The following is a 16,674-nucleotide window of genomic DNA, read 5'->3' on the forward strand; positions in this document are numbered from 1 at the left end:
ACGCCGTGCGCGCCGTGGCGGCCGGGGCGAGCGTCTCCCCGGTGCTGGTCGTGGTGGACGCGGCGGGGGAGGTGCTCGGGCTGCTGCGGGCGCAGGACGTCGTCGCCGCCCTGCGGCCCGGCCCGCGCCAGGGCCGAGCCGGACGGCCCGACGCCGCCGCCTAGACTCGTCCACCGTGACGTCACCCGAACCGGCCGCCAGCCCCACCCCCGACGCGAGCGGGCCGACCGTGGCCGACACGCCCGACGTGCCCCGCGGTGCCGTCGCCCGGCCGACCGGCGCGGACGTCCGCCGGGGCCCGTTCCGCGTGGGTGACCGCGTCCAGCTGACCGACCCGCGCGGGCGCCTGCACACCATCACCCTGGCGCCCGACGCGACGTTCCACACGCACAAGGGCTACTTCCGGCACGACGAGCTCATCGGCGCGCCCGAGGGGTCGGTGGTCACGTCGACCGGCGGCATCGAGTACCTCGCCCTGCGCCCGCTGCTCTCGGACTACGTCCTGTCGATGCCGCGCGGCGCCGCCGTCGTCTACCCCAAGGACGCGGGCCAGATCGTCGCGATGGCGGACATCTACCCCGGCGCGACCGTCGTCGAGGCCGGCGTGGGATCCGGCGCCCTGACGATGTCGCTGCTGCGGGCCGTGACCGACGGCGGCCGCCTGGTCTCCATCGAGCGCCGCGAGGACTTCGCGGCGATCGCGCGGGCCAACGTCGAGGGCTTCTTCGGTGCACCGCACCCGGCGTGGACGCTCGAGGTCGGGGACCTCAGCGACGTGCTGCCGCAGGTCGCGCCCGCGGGGACGGTCGACCGCGTCGTGCTCGACATGCTCGCCCCCTGGGAGAACCTCGTGGCGGTCGCCGACGCGCTCGCGCCCGGCGGGGTGCTCGTGGCGTACGTCGCGACCACCACCCAGCTGTCGCGCCTCGCGGAGGACCTGCGCGACGACGGCCGGTTCACCGAGCCGCAGGCGTGGGAGTCGATGGTGCGCGGCTGGCACCTCGAGGGCCTGGCGGTCCGCCCCGAGCACCGCATGGTGGGCCACACCGGCTTCCTGCTCACGACGCGGCGGATGGCCGACGGCATCGCGGCGCCCGTCCGGCGCCGTCGGCCCTCGAAGGGGTACTCGGCGCAGGAGGAGGAGTGGACGCCCGAGGACCTGGGCGAGCGCGCGATCTCCGACAAGAAGGTCCGCCGCGTGCGCCGCGACCTCGGGGCGGCACCCGAGCAGTGAGACGGGCGTGTTCGCCCTGAGCGACACCTGCCGGACGCACCTGCCCCCGCGCGCCCGGGCCGCCTAGGGTCGGAGACGACCGGCGAGCCGGAACCAGGCGGAGGCCACCATGACCGACGGACCCGACCGCGCACCCACGCGGCCCAGCGACCCCGCCGACGCGCGCCAGCTGGCGCTGCTCGCGGCCAAGAACGAGCGGCTCGCGGACGCCCTGCGCCAGTCGCGCGACCGCATCGTGGAGCTCCAGCAGCAGCTCGAGGACCTCGGCAAGCCGCCCGCCACGTTCGCCACGTTCCTCGAGGCGCGCGACGACGGGTCGGTCGAGATCATCTCGTCGGGCCGCAAGATGCAGGTCCAGGCGGCGGCGACCGTCGACCTGGGCGCCCTGCGCCCCGGCCAGGAGGTCAAGCTCAACGAGGCGCTCACGGTCGTCGAGGCCGGGCGCTACGAGGCCGTCGGCGAGATCGTCACGGTCAAGGAGCTGCTCGGTGCGGACCGGGCGCTCGTCGTCGGCCGCTCGGACGAGGAGCGCGTCGTGCGCCTCGCCGGGCCGCTCCTGGCCGGGAACGTGCGGGTCGGCGACGCCCTGACGGTCGAGACCCGGACGGGCTTCGTCTTCGAGCGGATCCCGCGGTCGGAGGTCGAGGAGCTCGTCCTGGAGGAGGTCCCGGACATCGACTACGCGGACATCGGCGGCCTCGGGCCCCAGATCGAGCAGATCCGCGACGCCGTCGAGCTCCCGTTCCTGCACCCCGAGCTCTTCCGCGAGCACGGGCTGCGGCCCCCCAAGGGCGTCCTCCTGTACGGACCTCCCGGGTGCGGCAAGACGCTCATCGCCAAGGCCGTCGCGGCCTCCCTGGCCCAGACGCGCGGTCGTGCCCTGCCCGGCGGCGAGCCGGCCACGAGCTACTTCCTCAACGTCAAGGGCCCCGAGCTGCTCAACAAGTACGTGGGGGAGACGGAGCGGCACATCCGGCTGATCTTCGCCCGCGCGCGGGAGAAGGCCTCGCAGGGCAACCCGGTGGTCGTGTTCTTCGACGAGATGGAGTCGCTGTTCCGCACGCGCGGCACCGGCATCTCGAGCGACGTCGAGACCACGATCGTGCCGCAGCTGCTGAGCGAGATCGACGGCGTCGAGCGCCTGGACAACGTCATCGTCATCGGCGCCTCGAACCGCGAGGACATGATCGACCCGGCGATCCTGCGGCCCGGCCGCCTCGACGTGAAGATCAAGATCGAGCGGCCCGACGCCGAGGCGGCGCGCGAGATCTTCGCGAAGTACCTCACGCCGGACCTGCCGCTGCACGCCGACGACGTCGCCGAGCACGGCGGGGACGCGGCAGCGGCGGTGGACGCGATGATCCAGTCCGTCGTCGAGCGGATGTACGCGGAGACCCCGGAGAACCAGTTCCTCGAGGTCACCTACGCGTCGGGGGACAAGGAGGTCCTGTTCTTCAAGGACTTCAGCTCCGGGGCGATGATCCAGAACGTCGTCGACCGCGCGAAGAAGTCCGCGATCAAGGACCTCCTCGCGAGCGGGCAGCGGGGCATCCGCGTGGAGCACCTGCTGGCGGCGTGCGTCGACGAGTTCAAGGAGAACGAGGACCTGCCGAACACCACCAACCCGGACGACTGGGCCCGCATCTCCGGCAAGAAGGGCGAGCGCATCGTCTTCATCCGCACGATCGTCCAGGGCAAGACCGGCAAGGAGAGCGGCCGGACGATCGAGACCCTCACGCCCACCGGCCAGTACCTCTGAGCCGGCACCTCTGAGCCGGCCCCGCGCCCCGGGCCGCCCCGATAGCCTGACGGGCGTGACCGTGCGCCGGGTGATGGGGATCGAGACCGAGTACGGCATCGTGCAGCCGGGCCGGCCGCAGGCCAACCCGATGCTGCTGTCCAGCCACGTCGTGGCGGCGTACGCGGCGTCCGTCGGGCACGGGCCACGGGCCCGGTGGGACTACGCCGACGAGGACCCCCTGGCCGACGCGCGCGGGTTCCGGCTCGAGCGCTCCGCGGCGGACCCGTCGCTGCTGACCGACGACCCGCAGCGGCCGGCGCCCCCAGGGCCGAGGGCGGACGGCGGGCTCGACGCCGACGCGGTGGACCGTCCCACGGTCGAGGAGTACGAGGACCCCGGCGCCGCGACGACGATCCTGACCAACGGCGCGCGCCTCTACGTCGACCACGCGCACCCCGAGTACTCCTCGCCCGAGGTCACCACCCCGCTCGACGCGGTGCGCTGGGACAAGGCGGGGGAGCAGGTCGCGCTGCGCGCGGTGCGGCTGCTCATCGCCAACCCGGCGATGCCCGACGTCGTGCTGTACAAGAACAACGTCGACGGCAAGGGCGCGTCCTACGGCACGCACGAGAACTACCTCGTCGACCGCGCCGTGCCGTTCGAGGACCTCGTCGCGCTCCTGACGCCCTTCCTCGTGACCCGCCAGGTGCACGCGGGTGCCGGGCGCGTGGGCCTGGGCCAGGCCGGCCAGGGCGCGGGGTTCCAGCTCTCCCAGCGGGCCGACTACATCGAGGCCGAGGTGGGCCTGGAGACCACGCTGCGCCGCCCCATCGTCAACACGCGCGACGAGCCGCACGCCGACCGGACGCGCTGGCGCCGGCTGCACCTCATCCTCGGCGACGCGACCCTGCTGGAGGTGGCCACCTACCTGCGGCTCGGCACGACGTCGCTCGTGCTGTGGCTCGCCGAGCACGCGGGCGAGCACGGCGCGCTGGTCGAGCGCCTCCTCGGCCTGCGCCTGGCCGACCCCGTGCGCGCCGTGCGCGAGGTGAGCCGGGACCTGACGCTGCGGCGGCCGCTCGACCTGGCCGACGGGCGCCGGATGACCGCGCTCGAGATCCAGGGCGAGTACCTCGCCGCGCTGCGCGAGGCGGTGGGCCCGGACCTCGACCCGGCCACGGCCGACGTCCTGGCGCGCTGGGCCTCGGTGCTCGAGCGCCTGGGCCAGGACCCCATGACGTGCGCCCGCGAGGTCGAGTGGGTGGCCAAGCTCCGGCTGCTGGAGGCGATGCGCTCGCGCGACCGGCTCGCGTGGGACAACCCGCGCCTCGCGGCGATGGACATCCAGTGGTCCGACGTGCGGCCCGAGCGCGGCCTGTACCACCGCCTGCTCGCGTCGGGCGCGGTCGAGCGCCTCGTCACCGACGACGACGTCGCGCGGGCCGTCACCGAGCCGCCGGCGGACACGCGCGCGTACTTCCGCGGCACGGTCGTGCGGCGCTTCGGCGCGCAGGTCCGGGCCGCCTCGTGGGACTCGGTGGTGCTCGACGTCCCGACGCTGCCGAGCCTGCGCCGGATCCCGCTGCTCGACCCGTGGCGGGGCACGGCCGCCCACGTGGGCGAGCTGCTCGACACCTGCGCGGACGCCGCGGAGCTCGTCGACCGCCTCGGCGGCCGCTGACCGCCCGAGGGACGTGCCCGCGCGGCCGCTGCCGAACACGCACGCACCGCCCCGCCCGCGGCGCACCGTGGGCACCTAGGATCGAAGCAGCGCGGTGACCCGCGCGGACCGCACCACCACGCAGCCAGGCACCGGGAGGTCACCATGGCCGGTCAGGACCAGCGACGCCACGAGCGCCACGACGAGGATCCGGCCGATGCCCCGGAGCCGGTCGCGGCCCCCGCCGCCCAGACGCGCGACACCGAGGTCGACGCGCTCCTCGAGGAGATCGACGAGGTGCTGGAGTCGAACGCCGAGTCCTTCGTGCGCGGGTTCGTGCAGAAGGGCGGTCAGTGAGCCTCGATGACCCATGACCTCGACGGCCGTCTCCCGCGGTCCTTCACCACGCCCGGCACGTCCTCCTTCCTCGACTTCCTCGCGGCGCACGACCCCTCGCTGCTGCCGACCGGCCGCACGCTCCCGCCCGGCGAGGCGCCGTCCGCGCCCCACGGCACGACGATCGTCGCGCTGACCTTCGACGGCGGCGTGGTCATGGCGGGGGACCGCCGCGCCACCGCGGGGTCCATGATCGCGAGCCGGCAGATCGAGAAGGTCTTCCCCGCCGACGAGTTCTCCGCCATCGGCATCGCCGGCACCGCGGGCCTCGCGCTCGAGCTGGTCCGGCTCTTCCAGCTCGAGCTCGAGCACTACGAGAAGATCGAGGGCGCGCTGCTCTCGCTGGACGGCAAGGCGAACCGGCTGGCCACGATGGTGCGGGGCAGCCTGGGTCTGGCGATGCAGGGCCTGGCCGTCGTGCCGCTCTTCGGCGGCTACGACCTGCAGCGGGAGGTCGGGCGGATCTTCTCCTACGACGTCACGGGCGGGCGCTACGAGGAGACGGAGTTCCACGCGGTGGGCTCGGGCTCGACGTTCGCGCGCGGCTCGCTGAAGAAGCTGTGGTCGCCCGGCATGAGCGCCGGGGACGCCGTGCGGACCGCGGTGAACGCGCTCGTGGACGCGGCCGACGACGACTCCGCGACCGGTGGTCCGGACGCGACCCGTCGCATCTGGCCCGTCGTCGCCGTCGTCACGGCGTCGGGCTACCTGCGGGTCGACGATGCCGCGCTGGCCGACGTCGTCACCGAGATCGAGGGCGTGCGTCGCGCGCGCGGGGGAGACGTCCGATGAGCATGCCGTTCTACGTCTCGCCCGAGCAGCTGATGCGCGACCGCGCGGACTACGCGCGCAAGGGCATCGCGCGGGGCCGCTCCGTCGTCGTGCTCCAGTACGACGACGGGATCGCGTTCGCGACCGAGAACCCGTCCCGTGCCCTGCACAAGATCTCCGAGATCTACGACCGCATCGCGTTCGCCGCGGTGGGCAAGTACAACGAGTTCGAGAACCTGCGCGTCGCCGGCGTCCGCTACGCCGACCTGCGCGGCTACTCCTACGACCGCACGGACGTCAACGCGCGCGGCCTGGCCAACGCGTACGCGCAGACGCTGGGCACGGTGTTCACCACCGAGTCCAAGCCGCTCGAGGTGGAGCTGTGCGTGGCCGAGGTCGGGGTCACCGCCGACGAGGACCAGATCTACCGCCTCAGCTACGACGGGTCCGTCGCGGACGAGCACGGGTACGTCGTCATGGGCGGCCAGGCCGAGCAGCTCGGCCACGTGCTGGCGGCCGGGTGGCGCCCCGCGCTGGACCTGGCGGCCGTCGTGCAGCTCGCGGTCCAGGTGCTCGGGACGGTGCCCGAGGGGGAGCCCCGCACGCTGGAGGCGCAGCAGCTCGAGGTCGCGGTGCTCGACCGCACGCGTGCCCGGCGCGCCTTCCGGCGCCTGCCGGCGCCGCTGCTCGCGGGCCTGCTGGCACGCGAGCGGCCGGGCCCGGACCCGATGGACCCTGAGGCCGACCGGCCGGCGCCGGGCCCGGACGGGCCGGCCTGACATGGACCGGCGGATCTTCGGCCTGGAGACCGAGTACGGCGTCACGTGCGCGGTGGACCAGGGCCGAGGGCTGTCGGCGGACGAGGTCGCGCGGTACCTCTTCCGCAAGGTCGTGGCGTGGGGGCGCTCGTCCAACGTCTTCCTGCGCAACGGCTCGCGCCTGTACCTCGACGTCGGCTCGCACCCGGAGTACGCGACGGCGGAGTGCGACGACGTCCGCCAGCTCGTCGCGCACGACCGGGGTGGTGAGCGGATCCTCGAAGGGCTGGTCGCCGACGCGCAGCAGCGGCTCGTCCACGAGGGCGTGCCGGGCACCATCCACCTGTTCAAGAACAACACCGACTCGGCCGGCAACTCCTACGGGTGCCACGAGAACTACCTCGTGCGCCGCCAGGGCGACTTCGGCCGCCTGGCGGACGTGCTCGTGCCGTTCCTCATCACGCGCCAGGTCCTCACGGGGGCGGGCAAGGTGCTGCCGACCGCGCGCGGCGCGCAGTACACGCTCTCCCAGCGCGCGGACCACATCTGGGAGTCGGTCTCGAGCGCGACGACGCGGTCGCGCCCGATCATCAACACGCGCGACGAGCCGCACGCCGACGCGGAGGCCTACCGCCGCCTGCACGTCATCGTCGGCGACTCCTCGATGGCCGAGCCGACCACGCTGCTCAAGGTCGCCGCGACCGACCTCGTCCTGCGGCTGGTCGAGGCAGGCCTGCCGATGCGCGAGATCGCGCTCGAGAACCCCATGCGCGCGATCCGTGAGATCAGTCACGACGTGACGGGCACCAAGCCGGTCCAGCTCGCCAACGGCCGCACGGCCTCGGCCGTGGAGATCCAGGAGGAGTTCCTCGCGCGCGTGCAGGACCACGTGGCCGACGGCGTCGAGCTCACGCCGGTGATCAAGCAGACCCTCGAGCTGTGGGAGCGCGGGCTGCACGCGCTGCGCTCGGGGGACCTGTCCCTGGTCGACCGCGAGCTCGACTGGGTCATCAAGCTGCGGCTCATCGAGCGCTACCAGGCCAAGCACGGGCTCAGCCTCGACGACCCGCGCATCGCGCGCCTCGACCTCGCGTACCACGACATCTCTCGCACGCACGGCCTGTACAACCTCCTGGCGGCGCGGGGTCTGGTCGAGCGCGTCGTGACCGACCTGGACGTCTTCGAGGCGACGGCCGTGCCGCCCCAGACGACCCGCGCCAAGCTCCGCGGCGACTTCGTGCGCCGCGCGCAGGAGGCCCGCCGCGACTACACGGTGGACTGGGTCCACCTCAAGCTCAACGACCAGGCGCAGCGCACCGTGCTGTGCAAGGACCCGTTCCGCAGCGTCGACGAGCGGGTGGACCGGCTGCTCGAGTCCCTCTGAGCGACGGGTCGCGGGCGGCCAGAGGTCCCACGACCAGGCAGGAGGTCCCATGATCCGGTGTGCGGACGACCGCATGCTGGAGGGGTGATCCTCGTCGACTCCCTCACCTACGACCGCAGCACCACCGTCCTCACCGCCCGCTTCCGTGCGCCGAGCGCGCCCCGCTGGGCCACCTACGAGTACCGCGGCGTCTCGCCGGAGCTCTACGAGAAGATCCGGGCCGCCGGCCCGCAGCGTGCCCTGACGATCACCCGGGAGGTCGCGCCCGACCACGAGTGGCGCCGCGTGGGGTCCGACTCCTGGTGCGTACCCGGCGTCCCCTCCCAGCCCGGGCCCGACGCCGTCCTGGACGCGGTGACGCGTTACTCGCGGGGCGCCGGCTGAGCCCTCGTGCGGCGGCCGGTCGTCCCGGCCGCGGCCGTTACAGTGGTCCGCCGTGGGCGAGCGCCCGCGGACCTGGGAGGAGCGCTGTGCGTCGACGTCTGCTGGCCGGTGCGGTCGCGACCGCCGTCGCGGTCGCCGCGCTCGCCGGGTGCGGCCCGGACGAGGTGCCGGCACCGCAGGTCACGGTCACGGGTGAGTCGGGCGCGGTGCCCGACCTCGCCTACGAGATGCCGCTGTCCGTGACCGAGCCGGTCGTCGAGGTCGTCTGGGAGGGCACCGGGCCCGAGGTCGTCGACGGCCAGCCCGTGCTCGTCGACTACTACGCGGAGGCCGGCAGCGACGGCACGGTCGTCGGGGAGACCTTCAGCGGCGAGCCCAAGGCCTTCGCGCTGACGGCCGAGGCGCTGGGCGTGGACATCTACGAGGCGCTCCGGGGCCAGCACGTCGGGACCCGGGTGCTGCACGTCGTGCCGCCGGAGGACGGTCAGTCGAGCGCGACGGTGGCGGTCTTCGACCTGCTGCCCACGCGTGCCTCGGGCGACCCGGTCGAGCCGCGGGAGGGCCTGCCCACGGTGACCCTCGGTGAGCACGGCGAGCCGACGATCACGGTGCCCGCGGCCGACCCGCCGCTCGAGCTCGTGGTGCAGCCGCTCGTGCGGGGGCACGGGCCGCAGGTCGAGCCGGGCCAGGTCATCACGGTCCAGTACACGGGCGTGCGGTGGTCGACGGGCGAGGTGTTCGACTCGAGCTGGGGTCCCGGCGAGCTGCCGGCGTCCTTCCCCATCGGTGTCGGCTCCGTCGTCGAGGGCTGGGACGAGGCCCTGGTCGAGCAGACCGTCGGCAGCCAGGTCCTCATCGTGGTGCCGCCGGCGCTCGGGTACGGCGGCTCGGACCACGAGCTCGCCGAGGAGACGCTGGTCTTCGTCGTCGACATCCTCGCCGCCCGCGGCGGCCCGACAGGAAGCTGACCATGGCTCCCGCCGTGCGCGTCATCCCGTGCCTCGACGTCGACGCCGGCCGCGTCGTCAAGGGCGTCAACTTCGCCGACCTGCGTGACGCGGGCGACCCCGTCGAGCTGGCCCGGCGCTACGACGCCGAGGGCGCGGACGAGATCACCTTCCTCGACGTGTCGGCGTCGTCCGGCGACCGCGAGACGACGTACGACGTCGTCCGGCGCACCGCGTCCGAGGTCTTCGTCCCGCTGACCGTCGGCGGCGGCGTCCGCTCGACCGACGACGTCGACCGGCTGCTGCGTGCGGGCGCCGACAAGGTCGGGGTCAACACGGCGGCGATCGCACGCCCGGAGCTGATCTCCGAGATCGCCGGCCGGTTCGGGAGCCAGGTGCTCGTGCTGTCGGTCGACGCGCGGCGGGTGGTCGACGGTCCGCCGACGCCGTCCGGCTACGAGGTCACCACGCACGGCGGGCGGCGGGGCACCGGCATCGACGCCGTCGAGTGGGCCGTCCGCGCGGTCGAGCTGGGCGCCGGGGAGGTGCTCCTCAACTCGATGGACGCGGACGGCACCGTCGCGGGCTTCGACCTGGAGATGTTCGCCGACGTGCGCTCGAAGGTCGCCGTGCCGCTCATCGCCAGCGGGGGCGCCGGGACGCCGGAGCACTTCGTGGCCGCCGCGCGGGCGGGCGCCGACGCGCTGCTCGCCGCGAGCGTGTTCCACTTCGGCGCGCTGACGATCGGTCAGGTCAAGGACGAGCTGCGCCGGGCGGGCGTCGCGGTCCGCTGAGCACGCCCGCTCAGGGCCGGGCGGCCGCGCCGCTCACGGCCGCCACGGCGTCCGGGTCGCCCGTCAGCTCGACGTCGGCCGCGGAGCGCCGGCCGAAGGCGTGCAGGACGACGTCGTCCAGGGCGCCGCGGATCGTGACGTCGCCGCGGGGCGTGGTCCTGGCGACGCGTGCGTCGCCCTGCGGCGTCGAGAGCACGACGCCGACGCCTGCCCGCCCGTACGCGAGCCGGGCCATGAGGCGCAGCTGGCGCCAGAGGGCCTCCGCGTGCGCGTCGGTGCGCGCGCGGGGCGGCGTGGCCCGCCCGGTGGTGCCGCGGCGGACGTCCTCGGTGTGCACGAAGAGCTCGAGCAGGTTGACCGGGTCGCCGGCGAGCCGCATCGGGTGGTGCCGGGGCGGGCCGCCGGCGACGCGGTCGACCAGCGCCGCGTAGTTCGCGGGCGACGAGGACCGGTCGCCGAGCGCGCGGATCGCGGCCTCGGCACGCTCGGCCAGCGGGGGCACCACGGCGCCGGCGGCGACGAGCGACGACTCGCGTAGCGCGACGTGCGCCGCGAGGTGCTCGGTCAGCCAGCCCTCGCAGAGGGTCGGCTGCCGCGGACCCGCCTCGCGGAGGGCGTCGACCAGGGCGGAACGTTCGACGGTGTGCCAGGGCATGGCCGATGGTCGCATGCCTAGGATGGGCCCACCCCCTGACGACTGCCGGGAAGGACTGTGCCCCCGTGGGCTCGAATCGATTCACGCCCGGTGGTCCGCCTGCCGGACCCGGCACCCGCACGCGTCGTGCCGCCCTCACGGGCGGCCCCGTGCGGCGGTCGCTGCAGCTCATCGGGCGCGGCCTGGCGAGCCAGCCGCGCACGTACGTGCTCGCGATCGTCACGTCAGCGGTGTTCGGCGCGGCGATGGTGGGCGTCAGCGAGGCGCTCGGGACGGTGACGGACCGTGTCGTCGTGCCCGCGCTCGAGGGCGACGACGCGGCGCGCGGGCAGATCTGGCTCGCCGGGCTCGTGCTCGTCGGCGTCGCGCTCGGGCTCGCGACGGCCGTCGCCGGGCGGCGGATCTTCGCCGGCATCGGCTACGCCGACATCCAGGCGGAGCACCGCCGTGCCGTCACCCGGCAGTACCTGCGCCTGCCGATGTCCTGGCACCGCGCGCACCCCACGGGCCAGCTGCTGTCGAACGCGAGCTCCGACGTCGAGGCGGCGACCGGCGTGTTCAACCCGCTGCCCTTCGCGCTCGGCGTCGTCGTGATGATCGGCGTCGCGGCCGTCGCCCTGCTGAGCACCGATGTGTGGCTCGCCCTGACCGCGCTCGGCATCCTCCCGCTGGCCGTCGTGGCGAACGTGGTCTTCCAGCGGCGCATGTCGCCGGCCGCGACGCGCGCGCAGCAGCTGCGGGCCGAGGTTGCCGACGTCGCGCACGAGAGCTTCGAGGCGGCGCTGCTGGTCAAGTCCCTCGGCACCGAGGACCGTGAGGAGCGTCGGTTCGCGCAGCGCACCGACGAGCTGCGGCGGGCCAACGTGCGCGTGGGCCGGATCCGGGCCGTCTTCGACCCGGTGATCGAGCTGCTCCCGAGCCTCGGGACGCTCCTGGTGCTGCTCGTGGGGACCTACCGCGTCGCCGCCGGCGCGGTCGGCACGGGAGACGTCGTCTCGGCGGCCTACCTGCTGACCATCATGGCCGTCCCCGTGCGCGCGTTCGGCTGGGTGCTGGGGGAGCTGCCGCGCGGCCTGGTCGGCTACGACCGCATCGCCCGCGTCCTGGACGCGCCGGGCGCGCTGTCGGTGGGCACGACGCCGCTCGAGCCGGTCGCCCGGGGCGCGGCCGTCCGCCTGCGCGGGGTCGGCGTGCGCGTCAGCGGGGACAGCGCCACGCAGCCGCTGCTGCACGACGTGGACCTGGACCTCCCACCCGGGCGCACCGTCGCGCTCGTGGGCGTGACGGGCGCGGGCAAGACCACGCTCGTGTCGCTGCTCGCGCGGCTGCGGGACCCGGACGAGGGCACGGTCGAGCTCGACGGCGTGGACCTGCGCGACGTCGCACCGGACGACCTCGCGCGCCAGGTGGCGCTCGTGCCGCAGCACGCGTTCGTGTTCGAGGACAGCGTCCGGTCGAACGTCACGCTGGCCGACGACGGGGACCCGGGCGCCCCCGGAGACGACGCGGTCTGGGAGGCGCTGCGCCTCGCGCGCGTCGACGGCGTCGTCCGTGCGCTGCCCGGCGGGCTCGACGCGCCGCTCGGCGAGCGCGGCGCGAACCTCTCGGGCGGGCAGCGTCAGCGCCTGGTCATCGCCCGCGCGCTGGTCCGGCGCCCGCGGCTCCTGGTCCTCGACGACGCGACCTCGGCGGTGGACCCGCGCGTCGAGCAGGAGATCCTCACGGGCCTGCGGCGCTCCGCGGAGGCCGGTGCCGGCGCCGGGCCGACCGTGCTCATGGTCGCCTACCGGATGTCGTCGGTGCTGCTCGCCGACGAGGTCGTCCACCTCGAGGGCGGCCGCATCGCCGACCGCGGCACGCACGAGGAGCTGCTCGCGCGCGACCCGGGCTACCGGGAGCTGGCGACCGCGTACCTGCAGGAGTCGGAGCGCCGCACCGCGGCCCGGGCGGCGGCGCCCGGTGACGAGGACGCGGTCGAGGGCCCCGACGAGGACGCGGTCGAGGGCCGCCGCGTCACGGGCCGGAGGAGCGGGCGATGAGCACGACGACGGCGCCGGACGGGCGCGGGCGCGCCGGGGTGCGCCTCGCGCGCACGAGCAGCCTCGGGCCGATGGCCACGCTGCGCCGCGGCCTGGAGATCTCGCCCCAGATCGTGCAGGGCCTGTGGCTCACGGTGCTGCTGGCGGTGGCGGCGGCTGCCGGTCGCATCGTCGTACCCGTCACGGTGCAGCAGACGATGGACACCGCGATCCTCGCCCCGGGCGGCCCGGAGACCGGTCGCGTGGTGGAGCTCGTCGGGCTGGCCGCCCTCGCCCTCGTCCTGGCGGGGGTCTGCTCGGCGCTCGTGAACGTCCGGCTCTTCCGCAGCAGCGAGGCCGGCCTGGCGACGCTGCGCGTGCGGGCCTTCCGCCACGTGCACGACCTGTCGGCCCTCACGCAGGGGACCGAGCGCCGCGGCAGCCTCGTCTCCCGCGTGACCTCCGACGTCGACACGATCTCGCTGTTCGTGCAGTGGGGCGGGATCCAGCTCCTCGTGTCCGTGCTGCAGATCCTCGTGGCGACGGCGCTCATGCTCGTCTACTCCTGGCAGCTGACGATCGTCGTGTGGCTGTGCTTCGTGCCGCTCTTCCTCGTGCTGCGCCCCGCCCAGAAGCGCGTGAGCGCCGCGTACGGGCTCGTGCGCGAGCGCATGGGCGCCATGCTCGGCGCGATCTCCGAGGCGGTCGTGGGCGCCGAGACGATCCGCGCCTACGGCGTGGCCCCGCGGACGCAGCGGCGCATCGACGCGGCGGTGAGCCGGACGCGCGAGGCGATGGTCCGCGCGCAGGTGCGGGTCGCGCTCGTGTTCTCGAGCGGCTCGTTCGTCGCCAACGCCGTGCTCGCGGCCGTCGTCGTCGTGGGCACCTTCCTCGGCGTCGCGGGCGAGATCACCGTCGGGCGGCTGCTCGCCTTCCTCTTCCTCGTCCAGCTCTTCACGGGCCCGGTCCAGATGGCGACCGAGATCCTCAACGAGCTCCAGAACGCGCTGGCGGGCTGGCGGCGCGTCCTCGGCGTCATCGACACCGAGGTCGAGGTCGCCGACCCGGCCGACGGTGGCCGCACGACGCCGCGCGGGGCCGCCGGCGTGGAGCTGCGCGGCGTCTCGTTCGCCTACCCGGACGGCCCGCCCGTGCTGCGCGACGTGGACCTGGTCCTGCCCGCGACGGCGAAGGTCGCCGTGGTCGGCGCAACCGGGTCGGGCAAGACGACCCTCGCGAAGCTGGTCACGCGCCTGGTGGACCCGGCGCAGGGCGCCGTCCTGCTCGACGGCGTCGACCTGCGCGAGCTCCCGCTCGACCACCTGCGCCGGCGCGTGGTGCTCGTGCCGCAGGAGGGGTTCCTGTTCGAGGGGACGGTGGCCGACAACGTCGCCTACGGCGCGCGCGAGGACGACCTCCCGGACCGCGAGGCCGCCGTCACGCGCGCGTTCGAGGACCTCGGCCTGGCGGACTGGCTCGCCGACCTCCCGGACGGCCTGCACACCGACGTCGGCCAGCGCGGCGAGCGCATGTCGGCGGGGGAGCGCCAGCTCGTCGCCCTCGCCCGCGCCCACCTCGCGGCGGCGGACTTCCTCGTGCTGGACGAGGCGACCTCGGCCGTCGACCCGGCGACCGAGGTGCGGATCGCGCGCGCGCTCGACCAGCTCACGGCCGGGCGCAGCACGCTGACGATCGCCCACCGGCTCTCCACCGCGGAGGCGGCCGACCTGGTCGTGGTGGTCGAGGCGGGACGGGTGGTCCAGGTCGGCCCCCACGAGGAGCTGGTCCGGCAGGACGGCCCCTACGCCGCGATGCACGCGGCCTGGCTCGCGCAGACGCGCTGACCCGTCCGGACGCGACGACGCGGTGCCCCGCGCCCGTGGCAGGATCGGCTGGTGCCCGACCTTCCTGCCTCCCCCCTCGACCCCGCCCTCGCCGCACGTCTGCGGCGGGACGACGCCGGCCTCGTGTGCGCCGTCGTCCAGCAGCACGACACGCGTGAGGTGCTCATGGTCGGCTGGATGGACGACGAGGCCCTGCACCGCACCCTGACCAGCGGACGCGTGACCTTCTGGAGCCGCTCGCGCCAGGAGTACTGGCGCAAGGGCGACACCTCCGGCCACGTCCAGCACGTGCGTTCCGTCGCGCTCGACTGCGACGGCGACGCGGTGCTCGTGCGGGTGGACCAGGTGGGCGCCGCGTGCCACACCGGCACGCGCACGTGCTTCGAGGCCGGGGGCGACCTCGGTGCGGTCGTCGGGTCCGGCGCCGCGGCACCGCGGGGTGAGGTGTGAGCGCCGCGCTCGACCAGCAGGCGCGCGAGGTCGCGGAGCTGACCTGGGGCGCGACCTGGCCGGCCCTGCCGACGTTCCGGGAGCTCGCCCGCGACCGGCGCGTCATCCCGGTCGTGCGCCGCCTCCTCGCCGACGAGGTGACCCCGGTGGGCCTGTACCGCACCCTCGCCGGCGGGCGTCCGGGGACCTTCATCCTCGAGTCCGCCGAGGTCGACGGCACCTGGTCGCGCTGGTCCTTCGTCGGCGTGGCGTCGCGCGCGACCCTCACCGTCACGGACGGCCGCGCCGCCTGGCTCGGTGACGTGCCGGTGGGTGTGCCGCGCGAGGGTGACGTGCTCGACGTCCTCGCCGAGACCCTCGAGGTGCTGCGCACGCCCGCCGTGCCCGGGCTGCCGCCGCTGACCGGCGGCCTCGTGGGTGCGCTCGGCTGGGACGTGGTCCGGCACTGGGAGCCGACGCTGCCGGCCAAGGCCCCCGAGGAGCTCGACGTCCCGGAGCTCACGCTGTGCCTCGCGACCGACCTTGCCGTGGTCGACCACGTCGACGGCTCGGTGTGGCTGGTGGCGAACGCCATCAACTTCGACGACACGGACGCGCGCGTCGACGAGGCCCATGCCGACGCCGTCGCGCGCCTCGACCGGATGCAGGCCGGCCTCGCGACGGCGCTTCCCGCCGCACCCGCCGTGCTCGCGGACGACGTCCCCGAGCCCGAGCTCGAGTTCCGCAGCCCGCGGCACGAGTTCACCGAGGCGGTGCGCGCCGGCAAGGAGGCGATCCGCGAGGGCGAGGTGTTCCAGGTCGTCATCTCGCAGCGGCTGGACCTCGACTGCCCGGCGGACCCGCTGGACGTGTACCGCGTGCTGCGGACCATCAACCCGAGCCCGTACATGTACTGCTTCGCGCTGCAGGACGCCGCGGGACGCGAGTTCGCCGTGGTGGGCTCGAGCCCGGAGACGCTGGTCAAGGTGACCGACCGCCAGGTCGTGACGTTCCCCATCGCCGGCTCGCGGCCGCGCGGCGCCACGCCGGCGCAGGACGCCGAGCTGGGTGAGGAGCTGCTCGCCGACCCCAAGGAGCGCGCCGAGCACATCATGCTCGTCGACCTCTCGCGCAACGACCTCGTCAAGGTCTGCGAGCCGACGAGCGTCGAGGTGGTCGAGCTCATGGCCGTGCGCCGGTTCAGCCACATCATGCACATCTGCTCGACGGTGGTCGGGACGCTGCGCGCGGGCGCCACCGCGCTGCAGACGCTCACGGCCACGTTCCCCGCCGGCACGCTGTCGGGGGCGCCCAAGCCCCGGGCGATCGCCCTGATCGACGAGCTGGAGCCGGCCCGGCGCGGCATCTACGGGGGCACGGTCGGGTACTTCGACTTCGCGGGCAACATGGACATGGCGATCGCGATCCGCACCGCGCTCATCCGCGACGGGCGCGCGAGCGTCCAGGCCGGGGGCGGGATCGTCGCGGACTCGGTGGAGGAGCTCGAGTACGCCGAGTCGCGCAACAAGGCCGCCGCCGCGGTCCGCGCGGTCCAGCTCGCCGCACGCCTGCGCGCCGCCCGATGACGGACGCGGTGCCGCGGGACCAGGCCGGCGGACCCGCGCCGGACGAGAACCGCGCGGCGCGGCCGCGCTCCGG

At 74.7% G+C, this 16,674-nt stretch carries 15 protein-coding genes; 14 read left to right on the forward strand and 1 reads right to left on the reverse strand.

Going from position 1 to position 16,674, the window contains the following annotated elements:
• Nucleotides 1–229 precede the first annotated feature (229 nt).
• The 10 genes from IDM29_RS08220 (at nt 230) to hisF (ending at nt 10,069) form a co-directional block, all read left to right on the forward strand.
• A complete protein-coding gene (locus tag IDM29_RS08220; RefSeq protein WP_182114135.1) occupies nt 230–1,234 on the forward strand; it encodes a tRNA (adenine-N1)-methyltransferase in 1,005 nt (334 codons plus the stop codon).
• Between the two features lie 109 nt (nt 1,235–1,343).
• The gene (gene arc / locus IDM29_RS08225; RefSeq protein WP_182113757.1) at nt 1,344–2,993 is read left to right on the forward strand and encodes a proteasome ATPase; all 1,650 of its coding nucleotides are present in this window, start codon (nt 1,344–1,346) and stop codon (nt 2,991–2,993) included.
• A 73-nt stretch (nt 2,994–3,066) separates the two neighbouring features.
• Entirely contained in the window at nt 3,067–4,656 is a 1,590-nt protein-coding gene (dop, locus tag IDM29_RS08230) for a depupylase/deamidase Dop (protein WP_223148107.1), read from the forward strand.
• A gap of 144 nt (nt 4,657–4,800) precedes the next feature.
• Nucleotides 4,801–4,992, forward strand: a complete 192-nt coding sequence (locus IDM29_RS08235) for a ubiquitin-like protein Pup (protein ID WP_182113758.1) — start codon at nt 4,801–4,803, stop codon at nt 4,990–4,992.
• Between the two features lie 6 nt (nt 4,993–4,998).
• Nucleotides 4,999–5,823, forward strand: coding sequence for a proteasome subunit beta (gene prcB / locus IDM29_RS08240; RefSeq protein ID WP_182113759.1), 825 nt, complete (start codon nt 4,999–5,001; stop codon nt 5,821–5,823).
• A complete protein-coding gene (gene prcA, locus IDM29_RS08245) occupies nt 5,820–6,581 on the forward strand; it encodes a proteasome subunit alpha (RefSeq protein WP_182113760.1) in 762 nt (253 codons plus the stop codon). Before prcB ends, prcA begins: the two co-directional genes overlap by 4 nt.
• Nucleotide 6,582: 1 nt before the next feature.
• The gene (pafA, locus tag IDM29_RS08250; protein WP_182113761.1) at nt 6,583–7,944 is read left to right on the forward strand and encodes a Pup--protein ligase; all 1,362 of its coding nucleotides are present in this window, start codon (nt 6,583–6,585) and stop codon (nt 7,942–7,944) included.
• 84 nt (nt 7,945–8,028) lie between these two features.
• Nucleotides 8,029–8,328 (forward strand): hypothetical protein, encoded by a 300-nt coding sequence (locus IDM29_RS08255; RefSeq protein WP_182113762.1) that lies wholly within the window; start codon nt 8,029–8,031, stop codon nt 8,326–8,328.
• Nucleotides 8,329–8,414: 86 nt separating this feature from the next.
• On the forward strand, nt 8,415–9,296 hold the full coding sequence (locus tag IDM29_RS08260) for an FKBP-type peptidyl-prolyl cis-trans isomerase (protein ID WP_255491850.1): 882 nt from the start codon (nt 8,415–8,417) through the stop codon (nt 9,294–9,296).
• 2 nt (nt 9,297–9,298) lie between these two features.
• The gene (hisF, locus tag IDM29_RS08265) at nt 9,299–10,069 is read left to right on the forward strand and encodes an imidazole glycerol phosphate synthase subunit HisF (protein ID WP_182113763.1); all 771 of its coding nucleotides are present in this window, start codon (nt 9,299–9,301) and stop codon (nt 10,067–10,069) included.
• 10 nt (nt 10,070–10,079) lie between these two features.
• Here hisF and IDM29_RS08270 read toward each other — a convergent pair whose 3' ends face one another.
• Nucleotides 10,080–10,724, reverse strand: a complete 645-nt coding sequence (locus IDM29_RS08270; protein ID WP_182113764.1) for a TIGR03085 family metal-binding protein — start codon at nt 10,722–10,724, stop codon at nt 10,080–10,082.
• 149 nt (nt 10,725–10,873) lie between these two features.
• On the opposite strand from IDM29_RS08270, the gene IDM29_RS08275 reads away from it, so the two are divergent.
• From IDM29_RS08275 to IDM29_RS08290, 4 genes are read left to right on the forward strand one after another with little or no spacing between them, the layout of a single operon-like run.
• Entirely contained in the window at nt 10,874–12,763 is a 1,890-nt protein-coding gene (locus tag IDM29_RS08275; RefSeq protein ID WP_255491884.1) for an ABC transporter ATP-binding protein, read from the forward strand.
• Nucleotides 12,760–14,586, forward strand: a complete 1,827-nt coding sequence (locus IDM29_RS08280) for an ABC transporter ATP-binding protein (protein ID WP_182113766.1) — start codon at nt 12,760–12,762, stop codon at nt 14,584–14,586. The genes IDM29_RS08275 and IDM29_RS08280 overlap by 4 nt, the downstream gene beginning before the upstream one ends.
• Nucleotides 14,587–14,637: 51 nt before the next feature.
• On the forward strand, nt 14,638–15,036 hold the full coding sequence (gene hisI / locus IDM29_RS08285) for a phosphoribosyl-AMP cyclohydrolase (RefSeq protein WP_182113767.1): 399 nt from the start codon (nt 14,638–14,640) through the stop codon (nt 15,034–15,036).
• Nucleotides 15,033–16,601, forward strand: a complete 1,569-nt coding sequence (locus tag IDM29_RS08290) for an anthranilate synthase component I (protein WP_182113768.1) — start codon at nt 15,033–15,035, stop codon at nt 16,599–16,601. Before hisI ends, IDM29_RS08290 begins: the two co-directional genes overlap by 4 nt.
• The last annotated feature ends 73 nt before the right edge of the window (nt 16,602–16,674 follow it).

The organism is Actinotalea sp. JY-7885 (genome assembly GCF_014525465.1).
GTDB lineage: Bacteria > Actinomycetota > Actinomycetes > Actinomycetales > Cellulomonadaceae > Actinotalea.